At 62.9% G+C, this 14,994-nt stretch carries 14 protein-coding genes and 4 tRNA genes; 11 read left to right on the top strand and 7 right to left on the bottom strand.

Translation table 11 applies throughout. The features are described 5' to 3' along the window. The 3 genes from QGN32_RS15175 to QGN32_RS15165 all read left to right on the top strand — a co-directional run bounded on the left by QGN32_RS15175 (position 1) and on the right by QGN32_RS15165 (position 5,074). Complete coding sequence (locus QGN32_RS15175) at positions 1 to 3,351, top strand: DUF499 family protein (RefSeq protein WP_326545189.1); 3,351 nt, start codon at positions 1 to 3, stop codon at positions 3,349 to 3,351. Next, entirely contained in the window at positions 3,348 to 3,728 is a 381-nt protein-coding gene (locus tag QGN32_RS15170) for a hypothetical protein (protein WP_326545188.1), read from the top strand. Before QGN32_RS15175 ends, QGN32_RS15170 begins: the two co-directional genes overlap by 4 nt. 242 nt (positions 3,729 to 3,970) lie before the next feature. Then, a complete protein-coding gene (locus tag QGN32_RS15165) occupies positions 3,971 to 5,074 on the top strand; it encodes a hypothetical protein (RefSeq protein ID WP_326545187.1) in 1,104 nt (367 codons plus the stop codon). Between the two features lie 148 nt (positions 5,075 to 5,222). On the opposite strand, the gene QGN32_RS15160 is transcribed toward QGN32_RS15165, so the two are convergent. Next, a complete protein-coding gene (locus tag QGN32_RS15160; RefSeq protein ID WP_326545186.1) occupies positions 5,223 to 6,794 on the bottom strand; it encodes an RNA-directed DNA polymerase in 1,572 nt (523 codons plus the stop codon). Between the two features lie 307 nt (positions 6,795 to 7,101). Continuing rightward, a complete protein-coding gene (locus QGN32_RS15155; protein ID WP_326545185.1) occupies positions 7,102 to 7,524 on the bottom strand; it encodes an NUDIX hydrolase in 423 nt (140 codons plus the stop codon). A 97-nt stretch (positions 7,525 to 7,621) separates the two neighbouring features. Between QGN32_RS15155 and QGN32_RS15150 the strand changes: the two genes are divergently transcribed. From QGN32_RS15150 to QGN32_RS15125, 6 genes are all read left to right on the top strand, one after another. Continuing rightward, positions 7,622 to 8,401, top strand: coding sequence for a GntR family transcriptional regulator (locus QGN32_RS15150; RefSeq protein ID WP_326545184.1), 780 nt, complete (start codon positions 7,622 to 7,624; stop codon positions 8,399 to 8,401). 100 nt (positions 8,402 to 8,501) lie between these two features. Next, on the top strand, positions 8,502 to 8,924 hold the full coding sequence (locus QGN32_RS15145; protein WP_326545183.1) for a plasmid replication, integration and excision activator: 423 nt from the start codon (positions 8,502 to 8,504) through the stop codon (positions 8,922 to 8,924). Between the two features lie 41 nt (positions 8,925 to 8,965). Then, on the top strand, positions 8,966 to 10,243 hold the full coding sequence (locus QGN32_RS15140; RefSeq protein ID WP_442791708.1) for a cell division protein FtsK: 1,278 nt from the start codon (positions 8,966 to 8,968) through the stop codon (positions 10,241 to 10,243). Then, a complete protein-coding gene (locus QGN32_RS15135; RefSeq protein ID WP_326545181.1) occupies positions 10,236 to 10,592 on the top strand; it encodes a hypothetical protein in 357 nt (118 codons plus the stop codon). The genes QGN32_RS15140 and QGN32_RS15135 overlap by 8 nt, the downstream gene beginning before the upstream one ends. 4 nt (positions 10,593 to 10,596) lie before the next feature. After that, positions 10,597 to 10,833 (top strand): helix-turn-helix transcriptional regulator, encoded by a 237-nt coding sequence (locus tag QGN32_RS15130; protein WP_326545180.1) that lies wholly within the window; start codon positions 10,597 to 10,599, stop codon positions 10,831 to 10,833. Further along, positions 10,833 to 12,002 (top strand): site-specific integrase, encoded by a 1,170-nt coding sequence (locus QGN32_RS15125; protein ID WP_326545179.1) that lies wholly within the window; start codon positions 10,833 to 10,835, stop codon positions 12,000 to 12,002. Before QGN32_RS15130 ends, QGN32_RS15125 begins: the two co-directional genes overlap by 1 nt. Positions 12,003 to 12,025: 23 nt before the next feature. Here QGN32_RS15125 and QGN32_RS15120 read toward each other — a convergent pair. The 3 genes from QGN32_RS15120 to QGN32_RS15110 form a co-directional block, all read right to left on the bottom strand. After that, positions 12,026 to 12,102 (bottom strand) — tRNA-Phe (locus tag QGN32_RS15120). Positions 12,103 to 12,144: 42 nt separating this feature from the next. After that, positions 12,145 to 12,221 (bottom strand) — tRNA-Asp (locus QGN32_RS15115). 34 nt (positions 12,222 to 12,255) lie between these two features. After that, positions 12,256 to 12,328 (bottom strand) — tRNA-Glu (locus tag QGN32_RS15110). 121 nt (positions 12,329 to 12,449) lie between these two features. Between QGN32_RS15110 and QGN32_RS15105 the strand changes: the two genes are divergently transcribed. Then, positions 12,450 to 12,521 (top strand) — tRNA-Lys (locus QGN32_RS15105). Between the two features lie 256 nt (positions 12,522 to 12,777). Here QGN32_RS15105 and QGN32_RS15100 read toward each other — a convergent pair. Continuing rightward, entirely contained in the window at positions 12,778 to 13,812 is a 1,035-nt protein-coding gene (locus QGN32_RS15100) for an oxygenase MpaB family protein (RefSeq protein ID WP_442791707.1), read from the bottom strand. Positions 13,813 to 13,883: 71 nt separating this feature from the next. On the opposite strand from QGN32_RS15100, the gene QGN32_RS15095 reads away from it, so the two are divergent. Continuing rightward, entirely contained in the window at positions 13,884 to 14,468 is a 585-nt protein-coding gene (locus QGN32_RS15095) for a TetR/AcrR family transcriptional regulator (protein ID WP_326545178.1), read from the top strand. A 6-nt stretch (positions 14,469 to 14,474) separates the two neighbouring features. Here the strand turns inward: QGN32_RS15095 and QGN32_RS15090 are convergent, their stop codons facing one another. Next, positions 14,475 to 14,900, bottom strand: a complete 426-nt coding sequence (locus QGN32_RS15090; protein WP_326545177.1) for a hypothetical protein — start codon at positions 14,898 to 14,900, stop codon at positions 14,475 to 14,477. Between the last annotated feature and the right edge of the window lie 94 nt (positions 14,901 to 14,994).

The raw sequence follows: 14,994 nt of genomic DNA, 5'->3' as shown, positions 1-14,994 counted from the left end.
ATGGCACTCAGCAACCGAGAACGTATAGACAGAATGTTCGTCGCGATGGCACCCGCCATCGATGACTTCATCGCATCGATTGTCGGCCAAGGGAATCCATCGCTGGGCGCGGATTGGACGAAACTCGTCCAGGGCAAGGACCTCAAGAACGGTGTCCCCTCGACCAAGACCTACGAGCCGCTGGACCCGCAGGTTCAGTTCCGCATGCTCACCGAGGCCAACATCACCGGCGGTTACCGCAAGGGCTGGTATCCGTTCGATGAGGCGCTGGGTAAAGCGGGTAAGTCGTATGCGATCGAGCTGCGGGAGGTGCGCAACACCTGGGCCCACCACGGCAGCACTTTCTCCGACGACGACGCCTACCGTGCCCTGGACACCGGGGAGCGGCTGCTGAAGCTCGTCGGCGCAGCGAGTGTGGCCGACGAAGTCCGCAGCATCCGGCTGAACCTAAGGCGGGTCACAGCCGACAAGGACGACAAGAAGGTCCTCAAGGCCGCCGTCGACAATCCTGAGTCCTCCGGCCTTAAGCCCTGGCGTGAGGTCCTGCCACCGCACGACGACGTCGCGACCGGCAACTTCGCCGCATCGGAGTTCGCCGCCGACCTATACAAGGTCGCCTTCGGCGGCGAGCAGGACGCCGACTACGCCGACCCCGTCGAGTTCTTCAAACGCACGTATCTGACTGAGGGCCTCGTTGACCTGATCGGCCGCGCCGTGCGCCGGCTCACCGGCGACGACAACGCGCCGCCGGTGATCAACTTGCAGACCAACTTTGGTGGCGGCAAGACCCACTCGATGCTCGCGCTGTGGCACGTCGCCTCCGGTCTTCCCGTCGGCCAGTTCCCACAGGACACCCAGGATCTGCTGACGGCGAACGGCTACACCGGCGCAACGGTCAGCCGGGTCGCCATTGTGGGCAATCACTTCAGCCCGTCCGGTGTCGTGCACGACGACGGCACGCACGTCAATACCATGTGGGGCGAGCTCGCTTGGCAGCTTGGCGGACCGAAGGCATATGCGTTGGTGGCCAAGGCCGATGCCGACCGCACGCATCCCGGCAAGGCGCTACACGAACTGCTAGCCACATACTCCCCGGCGGTCATCTTGATCGACGAGTGGGTGGCCTACGCCCGGTCACTGGTGGGCCGTGACGACCTGGCCGGCGGCACGTTCGACGACCAGTTCACTTTCGCGCAGTCGCTGACGGAGGCCGCCAAGGGCACTTCGGGCGTGCTGCTGGTGATCTCGATTCCGGCCTCGGAGAGCGGCGACGATCCCGACAAGATCGTCGCCGGCAATGCCGAGGAGGTCGGTGGCGCGCACGGCTTGGAGGCGCTCAAGCGGCTGCAGAACGTCGTGCGTCGCGTCGCCGACCAATGGCGGCCCGCGTCCTCGGCCGAGGCCTACCAGATCGTCAAGCAGCGACTCTTCAAGCAACCCGACGCCGCCGCGCTAGCGTCGATCGGCGCCACCGCCCGAGGATACGTGGAGATGTATCGCAAGTACGGCGACGACTTCCCCCGCGAATCCCGCGACACGGCATACGAAGAGCGGATCAAGCGGACCTATCCAATCCACCCCGAGCTGTTCGACCGGCTCTACGAAGAGTGGTCGTCGCTGGAGCGGTTCCAGCGCACCCGCGGCGTGCTGCGGCTGATGAGCACGGTGATCCATGCCCTGTGGGCGGGCGAAGACGCTTCACCACTGATCATGCCCGGCTCCATCCCGCTGGCCACCGCGAGCGTGAATTCCGAACTCACGCAGTATCTGCAGGACTCCTGGAAGGCGATCATCGACGCCGACGTCGACGGCCCCAACTCCGAACCCGCGCGCATCGATACGGCGAAGCCGCTATATGGGCAACGCTCACTGACGAAACGTCTTGCGCGCACCGTGTTTTTCGGAGCGGCGCCGACCATCGGTTCGGCGCACAAGGGCTTGGAAACGCAGCGGGTGTTCCTGGGCACCGCCGTGCCGGGCGATGTGCCGGGGAACTTCCACTCGGCGCTCACCCAACTCGGCGACCGCGCGACCTACTTCTACTCTGGCTCGGGCAAGTACTGGTACGACCTGCAGGCCAACATCACCCGTACTGCCAAGGACCAGGCCGAGCGTCTACACAAAGAGGATGTGTGGGCAGAGATCGTGCGGCGTTTACAGGGTCAAGCCAAGACCAGCGGCGATTTCGCCGGCGTGCACGTGTGCCCGGAATCCAACGCCGACATCCCCGATACGGACGAAGCACGACTAGTTATCCTGCACCCGAAGGTGGCTCACAAGCGGGGATCCGATTCTCCTGCAAAAGAATTCGCCCAACAGGCCACCGAGTACCGCGGAACCGCGAACCGGGCCAACCGCAACATGCTGGTCTACCTGGCCGCCGACGAGACCCGCTTAGGCGAGCTCGACTTCGCGGTGCGCGACTACCTCGGCTGGACTCATGTCCTGGCCAACGAGGCCGATCTCGACCTGACGCAAAACCAGAAGAACCAGGCGACACAACGTCAGACGCAGGCCGACGGGACTGTGAATTCTCGTCTGCTGCAGACATTCACATGGGCGTTGGTACCCGCCCAACCCGATCCGAGCGCACCCTTCATCATCCGCGAGACCAAAGTCGAGGGGCAGTCCCCTTCCCTGGCCGACCGGGTTTCACGTCGGCTCGGCAGCGACGGCGACCTGTCGATCCGGCAGGCGGCGGCGACCATCCGACTCGCGATCGGCAAGGTGCCCCAGATTTGGAAGGACGGCCACGTCGCCCTCGGAGCGCTGTGGCAACTGTACAGCCGGTACCCGTACATGCCGCGGCTGCGCGACCGGCGGGTGCTCGACGAGGGCATCGTCGACATGCCGATGATCTGGCAGACTGACGCCTTCGCGCTGGGGACAGGCTTCGATGAGGCGGCTGGTCGCTACATCGGGCTCTGGACGCCCGACGATAAGGGCGCCGCGCCCGCGGCGACCGACTCCCTGCTACTGGTACGACCCGATGTCGCCGTCAAGCAACGCGAAACCGAAGTACCTCCCCCACCCGCGGAGGGCCTCGGCGGCATGGGCACGCCGGTCGTTGGCCCGGATACGCCGCCGAAGCCATCGGTTGACATCGCGTTCCCTCCGCCGAAGACCCGCTTCTACGGAGTCAAGACGCTCAGCGCCGACAAGATCGCACTCGACTTCAAGAACGTCGCAGAGGAGATCATTGCCCACCTCCGTGACAGCGGAACGAAGCTGGTGGTGAAGATCGAAATCGAAGCAATTGACGCGGCCGGCTTCAACGAAAGCAAGATCCGCACCGTCTCCGAGAACGCTCAGACGCTGAAGTTTGATCAGTCGGGCTTCGAGGAGACATGAGCTTCACAGAACTCCACCGTGCTCTCGGAGTTGCGCCCGGACCATTGGCTGACGAACTATTCAACGACGCCGTCGCGGCCGGTGTGATGGAAACCGATGGCCCGGACTGGAAGTCTGAGTTACCTCCGGCGAAGGGACTATCCCAGACCGATTTCCCGAAAGACGTAGCGGCGATGGCTAACAGCGGCGCCGGCGTGATCGTCTACGGCGTTCGTGAGGTTCAGAAGTCAGCAACCGAGAGAGTCGATTTGGGTGAGCTAGACGAGGTACACGACCCTTCCTTGGGCGGCGCCGCAATCACCGCTATTACTCCGCCTGTATTCGGCCTGAACGTGCTCCGGCTGGGCACCGAGGGGAATCGGGCTATCGTTGGTTGAGGTGCTCGCGAGCGCGTTGACGGTCCGCATCTCATCTAGAAGAACGACTACTTCGCCGCGCCCGTCCGTAACGAGTCAGACACGGTCTGGATGAAGGAACGACAGATCGAGGCGATGTACCGCGCTCGGTTCGATCAGCGCCGCCACGCGAAGGACGCACTGGATACGTTGTTCAGCGAAGCTGGCAGAGAGGCTTGGGCGAAGAACATTTGATGTCGGCAGTGCCCGATACCGTATCTAGTGTGGCGAGTGAGTCATCGATCCAGAAGTGGAACAAGGTACTCGACGATGTCGAGCGAATGAACAACACCCCTAGCATGCGTCTTACGCGACGGGCCAGCGCCGAGGGGGCTGCTGCTGCAGCCGCCCCGAACATGTTCTCTGTCGTCGTCGGCGCTCTCACATCGCCGTTCGCAAGTGTCTGGCTTGCGGGCCGACCGGAAGAGCCGGAGCTGCTCGCCATACTTCAACCCGTAGCTGATGCCATCCGATCTTTCGATCGCAAGAGCGACCTAATTCCGCAAATCGATCACTTCCTTGAGGTGGTCGCAGAAGCGAAGGGCCAGTTGAACATCGAGGCGATGACCCCCCACACCGCGGACGAGATCATCAGCGATATGGAACGGGCGCTGAAGATCACGCTGCTCGTCGCGGGCACCAGTCATGTCGGGCCGATGAGTCTGATCGACCAAGAAATTGGCGAACGCGCCAGGGCCATCTCTCGCGGTGAAGACCGGGCCGCCAAGTATTTCGACTTCGCAACGTCGAAGCTCACTGACGCGCCATCTGCTAAGACAATCAGCCTGGCTGACTTCGCCGCCATCGTCGATCTGGGGCCCGCCACAAGTTGGGACGAGGTCCTCCAGCCGGACCCAGCCGACCAGCCACCGCTGATGAAACAGTTCGCCGCCCAAGCTGTCGTGGAATTCTTCACCGAGTGGGAGGAGTACTACCGCCCCGCCTTGGCGGCCGCACTTGGATGCTCCGAAGACGACATCCGGATCGACTACTTCGGTGATCTCCGGAACATGCGCCACGACTACGTGCACAACCGTGGCATTTGCCGCAACTCGGCTCGAAACAAGGTGCTGAAGTGGTTCACCAAGGGTGAGGTGATGATCCCCACCCCCGCCAACTATCTGGAATTGCTGACCGCCTTCCCCGCAGAGCAGCTACGAATCAAACCGCCCCCCTTCGTCAAGGAGCGAAAGCGAGTAGAGGCCAACGCCACTGCTGGCCTGGTAGACGAGTTCGAGAAGATCGCCGATACCAACGGCCTCTCCAAGGATGCGGCGCTCGACCAGGCGCTGACTGAGTGGTTGGCGGCGCATCCGCCGCCCGCGTAGCCACAGTCGTTCCAAGGGTGGACGCTATGGCCGAATTCGCAGGCGCACCTGCGCGAGAGAACGCCTGCGCGAGAAAACCCGGTTTGAGCGATGAACACGGTGCCTTGTCCCAACACAGCGCCAGAGTCACACGTTTGGTCCCGTGCCTTCACCCCGGGGCATCGTCCGAGCCACCGAAGTCACCAGCCACTGGCGGTGGTTCCCAATTTCGGGTTTCCAGGTAGTGAGCAAGCAGCCCATTCCTTTTGTCGCGCTCAAGAACAGCTGCGACGGTTCCTCGATCAGCCTTGGTCCGCAACAAGCCAAGTGCAAAGACCCGCAGAAGTAGCGGGTCCGATGTCCCGTCCGCGCGGGACCTCATCACATAGCGCGCGTAACTCTGGTCCATCGCACTCATCCGCTCGGCTGCGATCGCCACCTGTTGGAGGTCGGTACTCGAATCCAGCCAGCGTGCCAGCACTTCCCTGACGCGAGGGGAAGTGTTGTCGTCGAAAGCCAGTGCGAATTGTGAAGTCACCCAATTCTGTCGCCCCCAGGTTGACGCGACGTACTCGGTGAACCAATTCACGCAGTCGGTCACCTCTGATCCGAACCACGCGGCATCCATCGAACCGCGTAAATATCGCCCCAGGTTGTCGGCGACGTGGGGGACTCGATGAGCTATTCTTCGCCATTCGGCAGAATTGTCAAAAATGCCATATTCTGTCAGCGAATGAAGAACTGACCGAATGACAGGACGTCCAAAGCCGTCGGGATTATCGAGAATCTCTCTTTCAAGACTCGTTAGAACGTCGGCATTAACCGCTACGTCGACTTCTTCATCAGTGTATTCTGACAGTTTCATTTTGCGAAACTCTACTTCAATGGTATTCAACGTCTCAGATCGCAAGTCTTTCGCCGTTTCACTGGCGTCAGTTAAGTGAGTTTTGGCGGAGTTCAGTTCCAACCCAATGTGTCGGGCGCGATCCTGGAGTTCTAGAAGGAGACCGTATAGCGACTCTTCCGGACCTTCGGCGCTTATGTCATCCATCCACCGGCGAACCCCAACAATGTCGAGATCCCAGTTTCCTATCGCGGCATTTAGTGCGTCGTCAATCGGCTGGAGGTAGCAATTCGCAAGGATCGCAGAGGCGAAACTCCGCTGTGGTAGTCCACTTCGCCCCAGCATTCTCGAGTGCGCGTCGACAACAGCAGCGATTATCTCGCGCGGTATCGTCTTACCGGCCGCAGCCCCCACTATTTCGAGAAGTCGGTCTAATTCGATCGACGCGAAGAACGAGGTTATATCCGTAACCAACCCATGACCGTCGTCGTCAACCGTAGGAAGGCTCTCGACATAGGCGGCCCACTCACGCTTGTTCTTGGATATCTTGTCGTCACGTAAACGCCATCCATACACCCACGTGGGTAGGTCAGAGTGAAGAGTACCTACGCCTTTAAGTACAGCGGCGTTGTATGCAAGCCGACTCATGGGGTCTTGAACCACTGCCGGCCTGACGCCCAAATACGACTTTGGCACTTCCATTCGATGGAAGAACGGATCCAAACTTGTAGACACACTCCTTTTGTCAATACCCAGGTGCCCTTCGGCATCGAGCTTGGCGACGAACTCTACGGTCAGAACCTCCGGCCATCCCCAGGGGTCTCGATACCAATCGCCGTAGAGTTCCATGGCCGACAGCTGCCGAGCGCTTTCTAGTTCCAAGCCAAAGGTGGCCACTACTGCACCTTAAGTTCGAAGCGTTGCCGCTTCCAATTCTCAGCAACGAGCTCATACTCGGTGCTGGAAACAAATGCGGGGTGATCGATGACCGCCTATGCCATCAAGGGGCGCTGCGACGGCTCGCGGGGGTCACCCCCCACACCTTTGGCGGGTGTAAGCGGCCCCGCGCGGCGCGGAGGTCGCAAAACTACGCGCCTTGCGCAGGGCACTCTCGGGGAATGGTGGTGTGGCTGCAACCTGACAGCGGACCACTGCACTGCCTGGTCTGCGGTGAGACCTACGAGGCATGAGCCCGTACCACCATCTATACGAGATTGACCCCGTCATGCGCCCGCGACTGGGGCGCTTGCTCGAACGCATCCAAGACCCGAACCCCGAACGCAGGTATCATTGCTGACTTTACTTCTTCCCTTGTCATCCAACGGATTTCACGTGCCTCCTCGGTGGCGTGGGGTTCACCCCCTGCCGGTCGACAGCGATACACCAAGGCGACGATTCCGTGAGTCATATTCTTGTAGACACCAGTAAGCCGCTCGACCGCGACCTCAAGTCCCGTCTCTTCCAGCACCTCGCGCTGAACGCCGCTCTCGAATGATTCGTCAAGCTCAAGGACGCCGCCGGGGGCTTCCCAGTGGCCGGTGTCATCACGTTTGATGACCAGGACGCGGCCGTCGTCGCGGACCACGATGCCCGCGACGCTAACCGAGTGTTTCGGCGTGGTTGCCATGCGAGACTCCATCCTCGGGGCCGGACTCCAGTAGTGACATGGGCGTGTCGTTTTCTTACACTACTAGTCGTCTAGACATGCAAGGGAAGGCTCTGCGGTGCTGCAACTTGGCCAGATCGACCGGGCGGACGACAAGCCGCCATATCGGCAGATCGCCAGCATGCTGCGCGAAGCTATCAGCTCGGGCCAGCTATCCGCAGGCGAGCGGTTGCCGTCCGAGGCCGAGTTGATCAAACACTTCGGCGTGGCACGCATGACCGTCAGGCAGGCAATGCAAGTGCTCGGTGGCGAAGGACTAGTAATCACGCAACACGGCCGCGGCGTGTTCGTTCGCTCGACACCCCCGATCCACAGGCTCGCGTCAGATCGATTTGCCCGACGACATCGCGCCAGCGGCAAAGCGGCGTTCACCGTCGAGGCGGAGAAGTCTGGTTACGCGCCGCGGGTGGACAACATCACCGTGACCCGTGAGAAGCCGAATTCTTTTGTTGCCGAACACCTTCGCTTGACACCCGACGACGACGTTGTCGTGCGGTCTCGGCGGTACCTCGCCGATGGCCGGCCAGTTGAGACAGCGATTTCGTACATTCCCGCCGCATTCGCTCAGGGCACCAAGATCGAACAAATCGACACCGGACCTGGCGGCATCTACGCGCGACTCGAAGAAGCCGGCCACACCCTCGCCCGATTCACCGAGGAAGTCGGCGCACGGATGCCCACCCCCGAAGAGCGCCGCACCTTGCAACTCGCAGCCGGAGTACCCGTTCTGACGGTGGTGCGGACGGCTTACGACACCAACGACGTGGCCGTCGAAGTCTGCGACACCGTGAAGGTGGCGTCGGCCTACCTGCTCGAATACGACTTCTCAGCGCGCTGAACCCAGGGGAAATGCCAAAAGGCCGCTCAACACTTGACAGACTCCTCTAGACGACTAGGTTGAATAGCCATCTAGTTCATTCCGACCGAAAGGTTTCGCAATGTCCATCCCCAAATGGCTTCAGATCACCCACGACCAGGTGTTCGCGTACGGCGCGTTCCTCGTGTCCGAGGTGACACCGATGATCGACTTCGACAAGTCCTCGGGCGACAACCGTGTACAGGCGACCGATCGCGAGACCGGTTCGCCGATGTGGCAGGTCGAAGTGCTCGACGGTGATCCGTCCGCACCGAAACGCAGCCGCACGGTGACGGTCAAGTTCGCCGCACAAACGCAACCCGTCGCCCCCACCAATTCCAGCGAAACACCGTTCACGCCCGTGGTGTTCGAGGGCCTGATGGCGCTGCCGTACATCGAGCGGTCGGGCGATTTCTCGCGGATCGCGTGGTCGTTTCGAGCCTCGGGCATGACCGCACCAGGCAAGCCGTCAGCAGCATCGAACTCAGGTCGGGCGTCGGCATGAACCCTGACCCGTTCGCGCCAACTGACCTCAACGACCCGCTGATGTTCGACCACCTCCTGCAGCTGCTACTTGGCGCCGTGGCCTGGGTCGCGGCCGTCGCAGGCATTAGCGCTGCAGTTCTGATTGCTTGGCGGCTGCGCTCACCGAGGACCTACGAACTGCACTTCGCAGCCCCCGCTCGGCGCTTGCGCTGGAGACTGTGGGCCTACGCCACATGGGAGCGGTTGTCGAAACGCTGCGGCTTGTCCGCCTCTGAGCAAGTCAGTCGCAAGGACCATGAAGGGCGGCCGGTCACACAGACGCGGTGGACTCATCCAAAGCTGCTGCAGGTCAAGGTGTCCGACAACTGCCTGAATCTGACGGTGCGGACACGAATGGGTCTGACCGTCGAGGACCTGGAGCGTGCCGTCCCGGCTATCCGCGACGCCGCACGCGCACACGCCGCCCGGTCGGTCGTGGTCGCACCGGGCACCGTGCGGATCGAACTGGTCATGCGAGAGCAACTCTCGTCAGTCGGCCATGCCGCCTCTCCCACGGCAGTCGCTACCACCAGAGTCACGCTTGGACGTTGCGAAAACGGCGCCCCGTGGAGGCTGCACGTCGCCGGACGACACACCTTGACAGTGGGCTGCTCAGGCGCAGGTAAAGGGTCGGTCTTCTGGGGCATCGCCGGCGGCTTCGGCCCAGCGGTCGCGGCCGGCCTGGTCCACCTGATCGGCATCGACCTCAAATACGGCATCGAACTATCGGTCGGCGCTCGCCTGTTCACCAAGGTCGCCACCACCGAGGCCGACGCAGTGAAAACCCTTGCGGCATTGGAAAAGTTGATGGACAAGCGCGGCGCGCAGATGGCTGGAAACGCCCGCGAACACACCCCGACAAAATCGGTTCCCCTGATCGTGCTGCTGATCGACGAACTGGCCGGCGTGACCGCCTACATGAGCGATGCTGCACTGCGCAAAGAAGCCGCTGCCTCCTTGTCGCGGATTCTGACCAAAGGCCGCGCCCTGGGAATCGTGGTGGCCGCGTTCCTGCAGGATCCCCGCAAAGAGGTCCTACCGATGCGAGGGCTGTTCACCCAGACCATTGCGCTCCGCCTTCGTTCCCGCGACGAGGTGGCGATGGTTCTCGGCGACGGCATGGCCGATGTCGCGCCCGCGCACCGGATCAGCCCGGACGCACCGGGCACCGGCTACGTCGTCGCTGAGGACGGTCGAGTGACCAGAGTGCGTTCAGATTTCTGGACGGATGACCAAATCCGCTCCACTGCAAAGCAATACGGACGGATGCGCGCTGCCGGAGGTAAGCGCCATGAATAACGACTGGCCTCTCTTCGAACCACCCAATCAGGATCAATTGGCCCGCCACGCCGATGATCTGATGCACCGCGCCAACCTGGTCCGCACGCACGGATGGGACGAGTACCGGCACCTCTGGTCCTGCGGCGAAGTCCTCGGCGTCGCCTTGGTCCTGGGCGACGACGCGGAACTCCAGCGACGCGGCGAGACAACGGCCTCCGCGCTGGATCGGTGGGCATTCGATCTCTGGGGAATCATCGGCGGGCAGGCTGACGCCGACGCCAGACTTCCGCGCACTCGCGCCTGGTTCGCCTCCCTCCGTGCTGGCATGAACATTCCGTCGACGGACCAGCCACCCGCAACGAGGTGAAGCGATGGTCACTCACGGCCTCCGGGAGGCTCTCGTCACCGCAGGAAACTTCCCTGAGCTGCTGACCGCAGAACAGGTGTCGGCGCTGCTTGGCGTCTCGGCTGCGACGCTCAATCGCTGGGCGTCGATCCGCGAAACGACCGGCGAGCAGATCGGCCCGCCCTGCTACACGTTGTCAGAGCGGGTACGCCGCTGGGATTGTGCCGAAGTCCGGTCCTGGCTGAAGCAGGTACGTCGGTAATGGCCGGCAACACCCCACGCGGCATCCGAAAGCGCACCAATGCGGCCGGACAGCCCCGCTACCAAGTCCGCTACCTGATCCGTGATCCCGACGCACCGTCAGGCTGGGTCGAAACATCAGCCACGTTCCCGACGCTGCGCGAGGCAAAGGCGTTCAAATCTGAACGTGATAGCGAGGCCGCGCTTGGTGCACGTCGGTTCGACCCGCGCCTCGGCCGCACACCGCTGAACCGGATTTGGGCGCAGTTCTCCAACTCCAAGAAGCCCGCGGTGTCGCCAAAGACGTGGAGCGGCTATACCCAGCACTGGGATCTGCGTATTGCACCGCGGTTCGGTCATGTGCCCGTCGACGAAATCACCCGCGCCGACGTCCAGGCGTTCGTTGACAACCTGACGGTCGGGCCGTGGGCGAAGGTGTCCACGCTGCGACTCCTGCGTTCGATTCTCGACGTCGCCCACCAGGACGGCCGGATACACCGCAACCCGGCCCTTGGCGTCTCGGCGGGCCGCATTCCCGAGAGGGAACGGCACCGCTACCTGACCGCGCAGGAAGTCCAGACACTCGCCATCGCGTGCGGCGACCAGGGAGACGTCGTGACTATCCTCGCCTACACCGGCCTGCGGTGGTCCGAACTCGTCGGCCTCCGCGTCAAGGACATCGACCTGGCCGCTCGTCGTCTGTACGTTCGGCGTGCTGCGCCCGAAGTCGAAGGCCGGATCGTCATCGGTCCCACCAAGACGGTGGCCGGGACCCGAACCATCCCGCTCCCCCAGGTCGTCATTGACGCCCTGAAACCGCGCATCGCCGGCCGCGCTGCCGATGAGCCCGCCGTCACATCACCCAACGGAAAAATGCTGAGGTCCAACAACTGGCGCAGGCACACGCACTGGAACAAAGTCCTCAAGAAAACACGCCTGGCACCGCTGACCCTCCACGAGCTACGCCACACCTACGCGAGCCTGGCTCGCAAGTCCGGCGCTGACCTGCGCTACGTCCAGAAAACTATGGGGCATTCGACGCCAACCGTCACCGCGAACATCTACAGCGATCTCTATGCAGACGAACTGGACCAGGTGGCAACCAACCTCGATCAGCTTCACGCGACTGAAATTCACGCACCGAAGACCGGACAGAAACCGGACGAGTCAAACCATCAACCGAGTGCATAACCCGTGTCTATGCAGGTAGAACCTGGTGGCCAGGGCCGGGATCGAACCGGCGACCTTCCGCTTTTCAGGCGGACGCTCGTACCAACTGAGCTACCTGGCCCGGAAGGCACCGGTCGCGCGCAATCCAGATGCCTCGCCGCAATGGCGACCCTGACGGGACTTGAACCCGCGACCTCCGCCGTGACAGGGCGGCGCGCTAACCAACTGCGCCACAGGGCCTTGCTGTGCGTCCCATCGTACGGGTCGTCACGGGTACCCCCTACGGGATTCGAACCCGCGCTACCGCCTTGAAAGGGCGGCGTCCTAGGCCGCTAGACGAAGGGGGCCAGCCGAATCTCTCCGGGGTACTCGCAACGCAATGACGTTGGGAGCCTCGATAGCTTAGGGTACCGGCACCCGAATCCTCAAACGAGGATGCCATCGGCCACCCAGTATCCTGTCCCTCGCGCCCCTATAGCTCAGCGGTAGAGCTACGGACTTTTAATCCGCAGGTCCTAGGTTCGAATCCTAGTGGGGGCACTGTCGGACACTGACGCTACAACCAGGTATGCCCACCAAACACTGCCCGCGTTGCCGTTGGGATCGCCCAGCGTTCACGGGCGCCTACTGTCCAGCCTGCCGCCGCGAATACAACCAGGCGTACTACCGGCGGACGCCGGAGAAGAACACACAGCGCCGGGCCGCCGGTGCCGCGAACTGATTCTACGAGCCGCAACCGTTGCCAGTTGCCCTATTTCGACGGCGCGATATGGACTCGGCATACGCTAGCGCGGAATCACACCTTCGGGCAGTAGAACTGCGGCTGACCCCGGTACTCGACCGGCGGCAGGTTGCGCGCGGGCGTCTCGACCAATGGGGCATCCACCGGAAGACGGCCGCTCGCCCGGTCCATCGCGGAACGCTTGCGCGGATGCATCAGCCATCGCTTGGGCAACACCTTGGTCGCCAGCGTCACCACATCGCACAACCGTCGGTGCAGCCACTCCTGTCGCGGAGTCCAGGTGTAGCCCATGAGTTCGCGAACCGGCGGGTCGTAGAGGGCCACGGTCATGAACGTCAGGAACCGCTGCATGACCTTGAGGTTGAGCGCCCACATCCAGTCCGGCACCCACTCCAGCGACGGATGTTTGGGCATGGTGGACAGATCCATCACCTCGCGGGCCGCCCAGTTGTTCTCTAACACGTTGTTGCACATGTGATCCCAGTACTGCTGAAATTCCTCCCAGGTCTTGGGCACCGGACGCATGCTCATGCCGTACATGCGGTACCAGACGATGTGCTCGTCGAACAGCTGCCGCTTGTCGGCCTCGGTCAGTCCACCGCCGAACTTCTCGGCGGCCAGCAGGGTCGACTTGAAGAACGTCGCGTGGGCCCAGTAGAAGACGTCGGGGTTCAGCGCGTTGTACCGCCGGCCCTGCTCGTCGACGCCCTTGATGCCGATGTGGTAGTCGCGGACCTCTGCACCCGTCTGTGGGGCACGATGGCCGTCGAAGACCACACCGCCGATGGGATAGATCGACCGCAGCAGGCGCGGAATCCGCTCCAGGAAGAAGATCGAGTGGTTCTGCACCGCGGCACCCAACTGCGGATGCATGTTCTGCATCGAGCCCGCCCAAGTGCCCTGGAACAGGCCGGTCCACTGGCCGAAGTACTTCCACGTCAACGAGTCGGGTCCGAGCGGCAACGGAGGCGCGTCGTAGCCGCCGGACGTGACCGGACAGCCGGTGGCCACCGGGCTCGCGTCCCCCTGCCCTTCGGGCGGGTGGTGCCCCCAGGACACCGGGCACGTCTCAGACGTATCTTGAGTCACTGATGTACTTCCGTCCGGATCTGTATCAGAATTTGACTACGGGCGTTGTCATCGCCGAGCTTAGGAGGGATGTGCCTTCGGGTCAACGACGGGGCCGATGGTCCGGTGTGCCGCTGCAGCACCGGCAGGTCCTTCGCCGCGACGAACTCATCGCCGCGGGCGCCGGGCTTCTCGGAAGCGCCGAGGGCCCTTCCCTCACGGTCCGGGCAGTCTGCCGAGCCGCTGGGCTGACCGAGCGCTACTTCTACGAAAGCTTCACCGACCGCGATGAGTTCGTGCGCGCGGTCTACGACGACGTGTGCGGCAAAGCGATGTCGACACTGATTTCGGCTGACACCCCCCGCGACGCGGTCGAGCGGTTCGTCGCGCTGATGGTCGACGATCCGACGCGGGGCCGGGTGTTGCTGCTTGCGCCGGCCCGTGAGCCGGTTCTGACGCGGTCAGGCGCCGAGTGGATGCCCAGCTTCATCGAACTCCTGCAGCGCAAGCTCACCCGCATCACCGATCCCGCGCGGGCGGCCATGGTCGCCACCGGGTTGATCGGGGCGCTGACCGCGTTGTTCACCGCCTATCTCAACGGCAGCCTGACCGCCACGCGTGAGCAGTTCATCGACTACTGCGTCGAGATGCTGCTCGGCCGCGTCTCGAGCCACTAGGTCAACCTACTCGTCGGGCGTGACGGGGCTTTCGAGTTCCCGCTGTTCCTGTCTCGCGGCTTCCGCCTCGGCCTTCGACTTGGCCGCCCGCCCGAGCGGGTCGGCAACGGACGCACCGGGATTGGTCGCCGTGGCGTATTCGCCGGCGCAGTTCAGCGCGACCGACATCTCGTTGTTGTCCGACGAGTTGATGCGCAGGAACGACGAGTCCCAGATGTTGGTGACGATGCAGTCGTCCAGATCGAGCTTGTCCCCGACGCGGGAGGCAACCACCGCCCGTCCGCCGCTGTTCTCGATCTGCTCCAGGGCGTCGGAGTACTTCATGCCGACGACATTGGGAGCGGCGACAGCCGCGCCCGCCCCGACCATGGCGCCCGATACCGTTGCGGCGCTCATCGCCGACAGGAAGACGATCGAGACGACTTTCTTCACGACGACGCCAAACCTCCATATCGGGGCGATGATCGCCCAAGAAATACCTGGAGGCAGTTTATTGCGGTTCCGTAGGCACCGCCACCGCTGCGCC

The organism is Mycolicibacterium sp. ND9-15 (assembly GCF_035918395.1).
GTDB lineage: Bacteria > Actinomycetota > Actinomycetes > Mycobacteriales > Mycobacteriaceae > Mycobacterium.
This window is presented reverse-complemented; position numbering and strand designations above follow the sequence as displayed.

What these genes read in the sequence shown, in the direction of transcription:
- QGN32_RS15175 (WP_326545189.1), top strand. Translation starts at nt 1, where the DNA reads ATGGCACTCAGCAACCGAGAACGTATAGACAGAATGTTCGTCGCGATG.
- QGN32_RS15155 (WP_326545185.1), bottom strand. Translation starts at nt 7,524, where the DNA reads ATGGCAACCACGCCGAAACACTCGGTTAGCGTCGCGGGCATCGTGGTC.
- QGN32_RS15135 (WP_326545181.1), top strand. Translation starts at nt 10,236, where the DNA reads ATGAATAACGACTGGCCTCTCTTCGAACCACCCAATCAGGATCAATTG.
- QGN32_RS15140 (WP_442791708.1), top strand. Translation starts at nt 8,966, where the DNA reads ATGTTCGACCACCTCCTGCAGCTGCTACTTGGCGCCGTGGCCTGGGTC.
- QGN32_RS15130 (WP_326545180.1), top strand. Translation starts at nt 10,597, where the DNA reads ATGGTCACTCACGGCCTCCGGGAGGCTCTCGTCACCGCAGGAAACTTC.
- QGN32_RS15145 (WP_326545183.1), top strand. Translation starts at nt 8,502, where the DNA reads ATGTCCATCCCCAAATGGCTTCAGATCACCCACGACCAGGTGTTCGCG.
- QGN32_RS15170 (WP_326545188.1), top strand. Translation starts at nt 3,348, where the DNA reads ATGAGCTTCACAGAACTCCACCGTGCTCTCGGAGTTGCGCCCGGACCA.
- QGN32_RS15125 (WP_326545179.1), top strand. Translation starts at nt 10,833, where the DNA reads ATGGCCGGCAACACCCCACGCGGCATCCGAAAGCGCACCAATGCGGCC.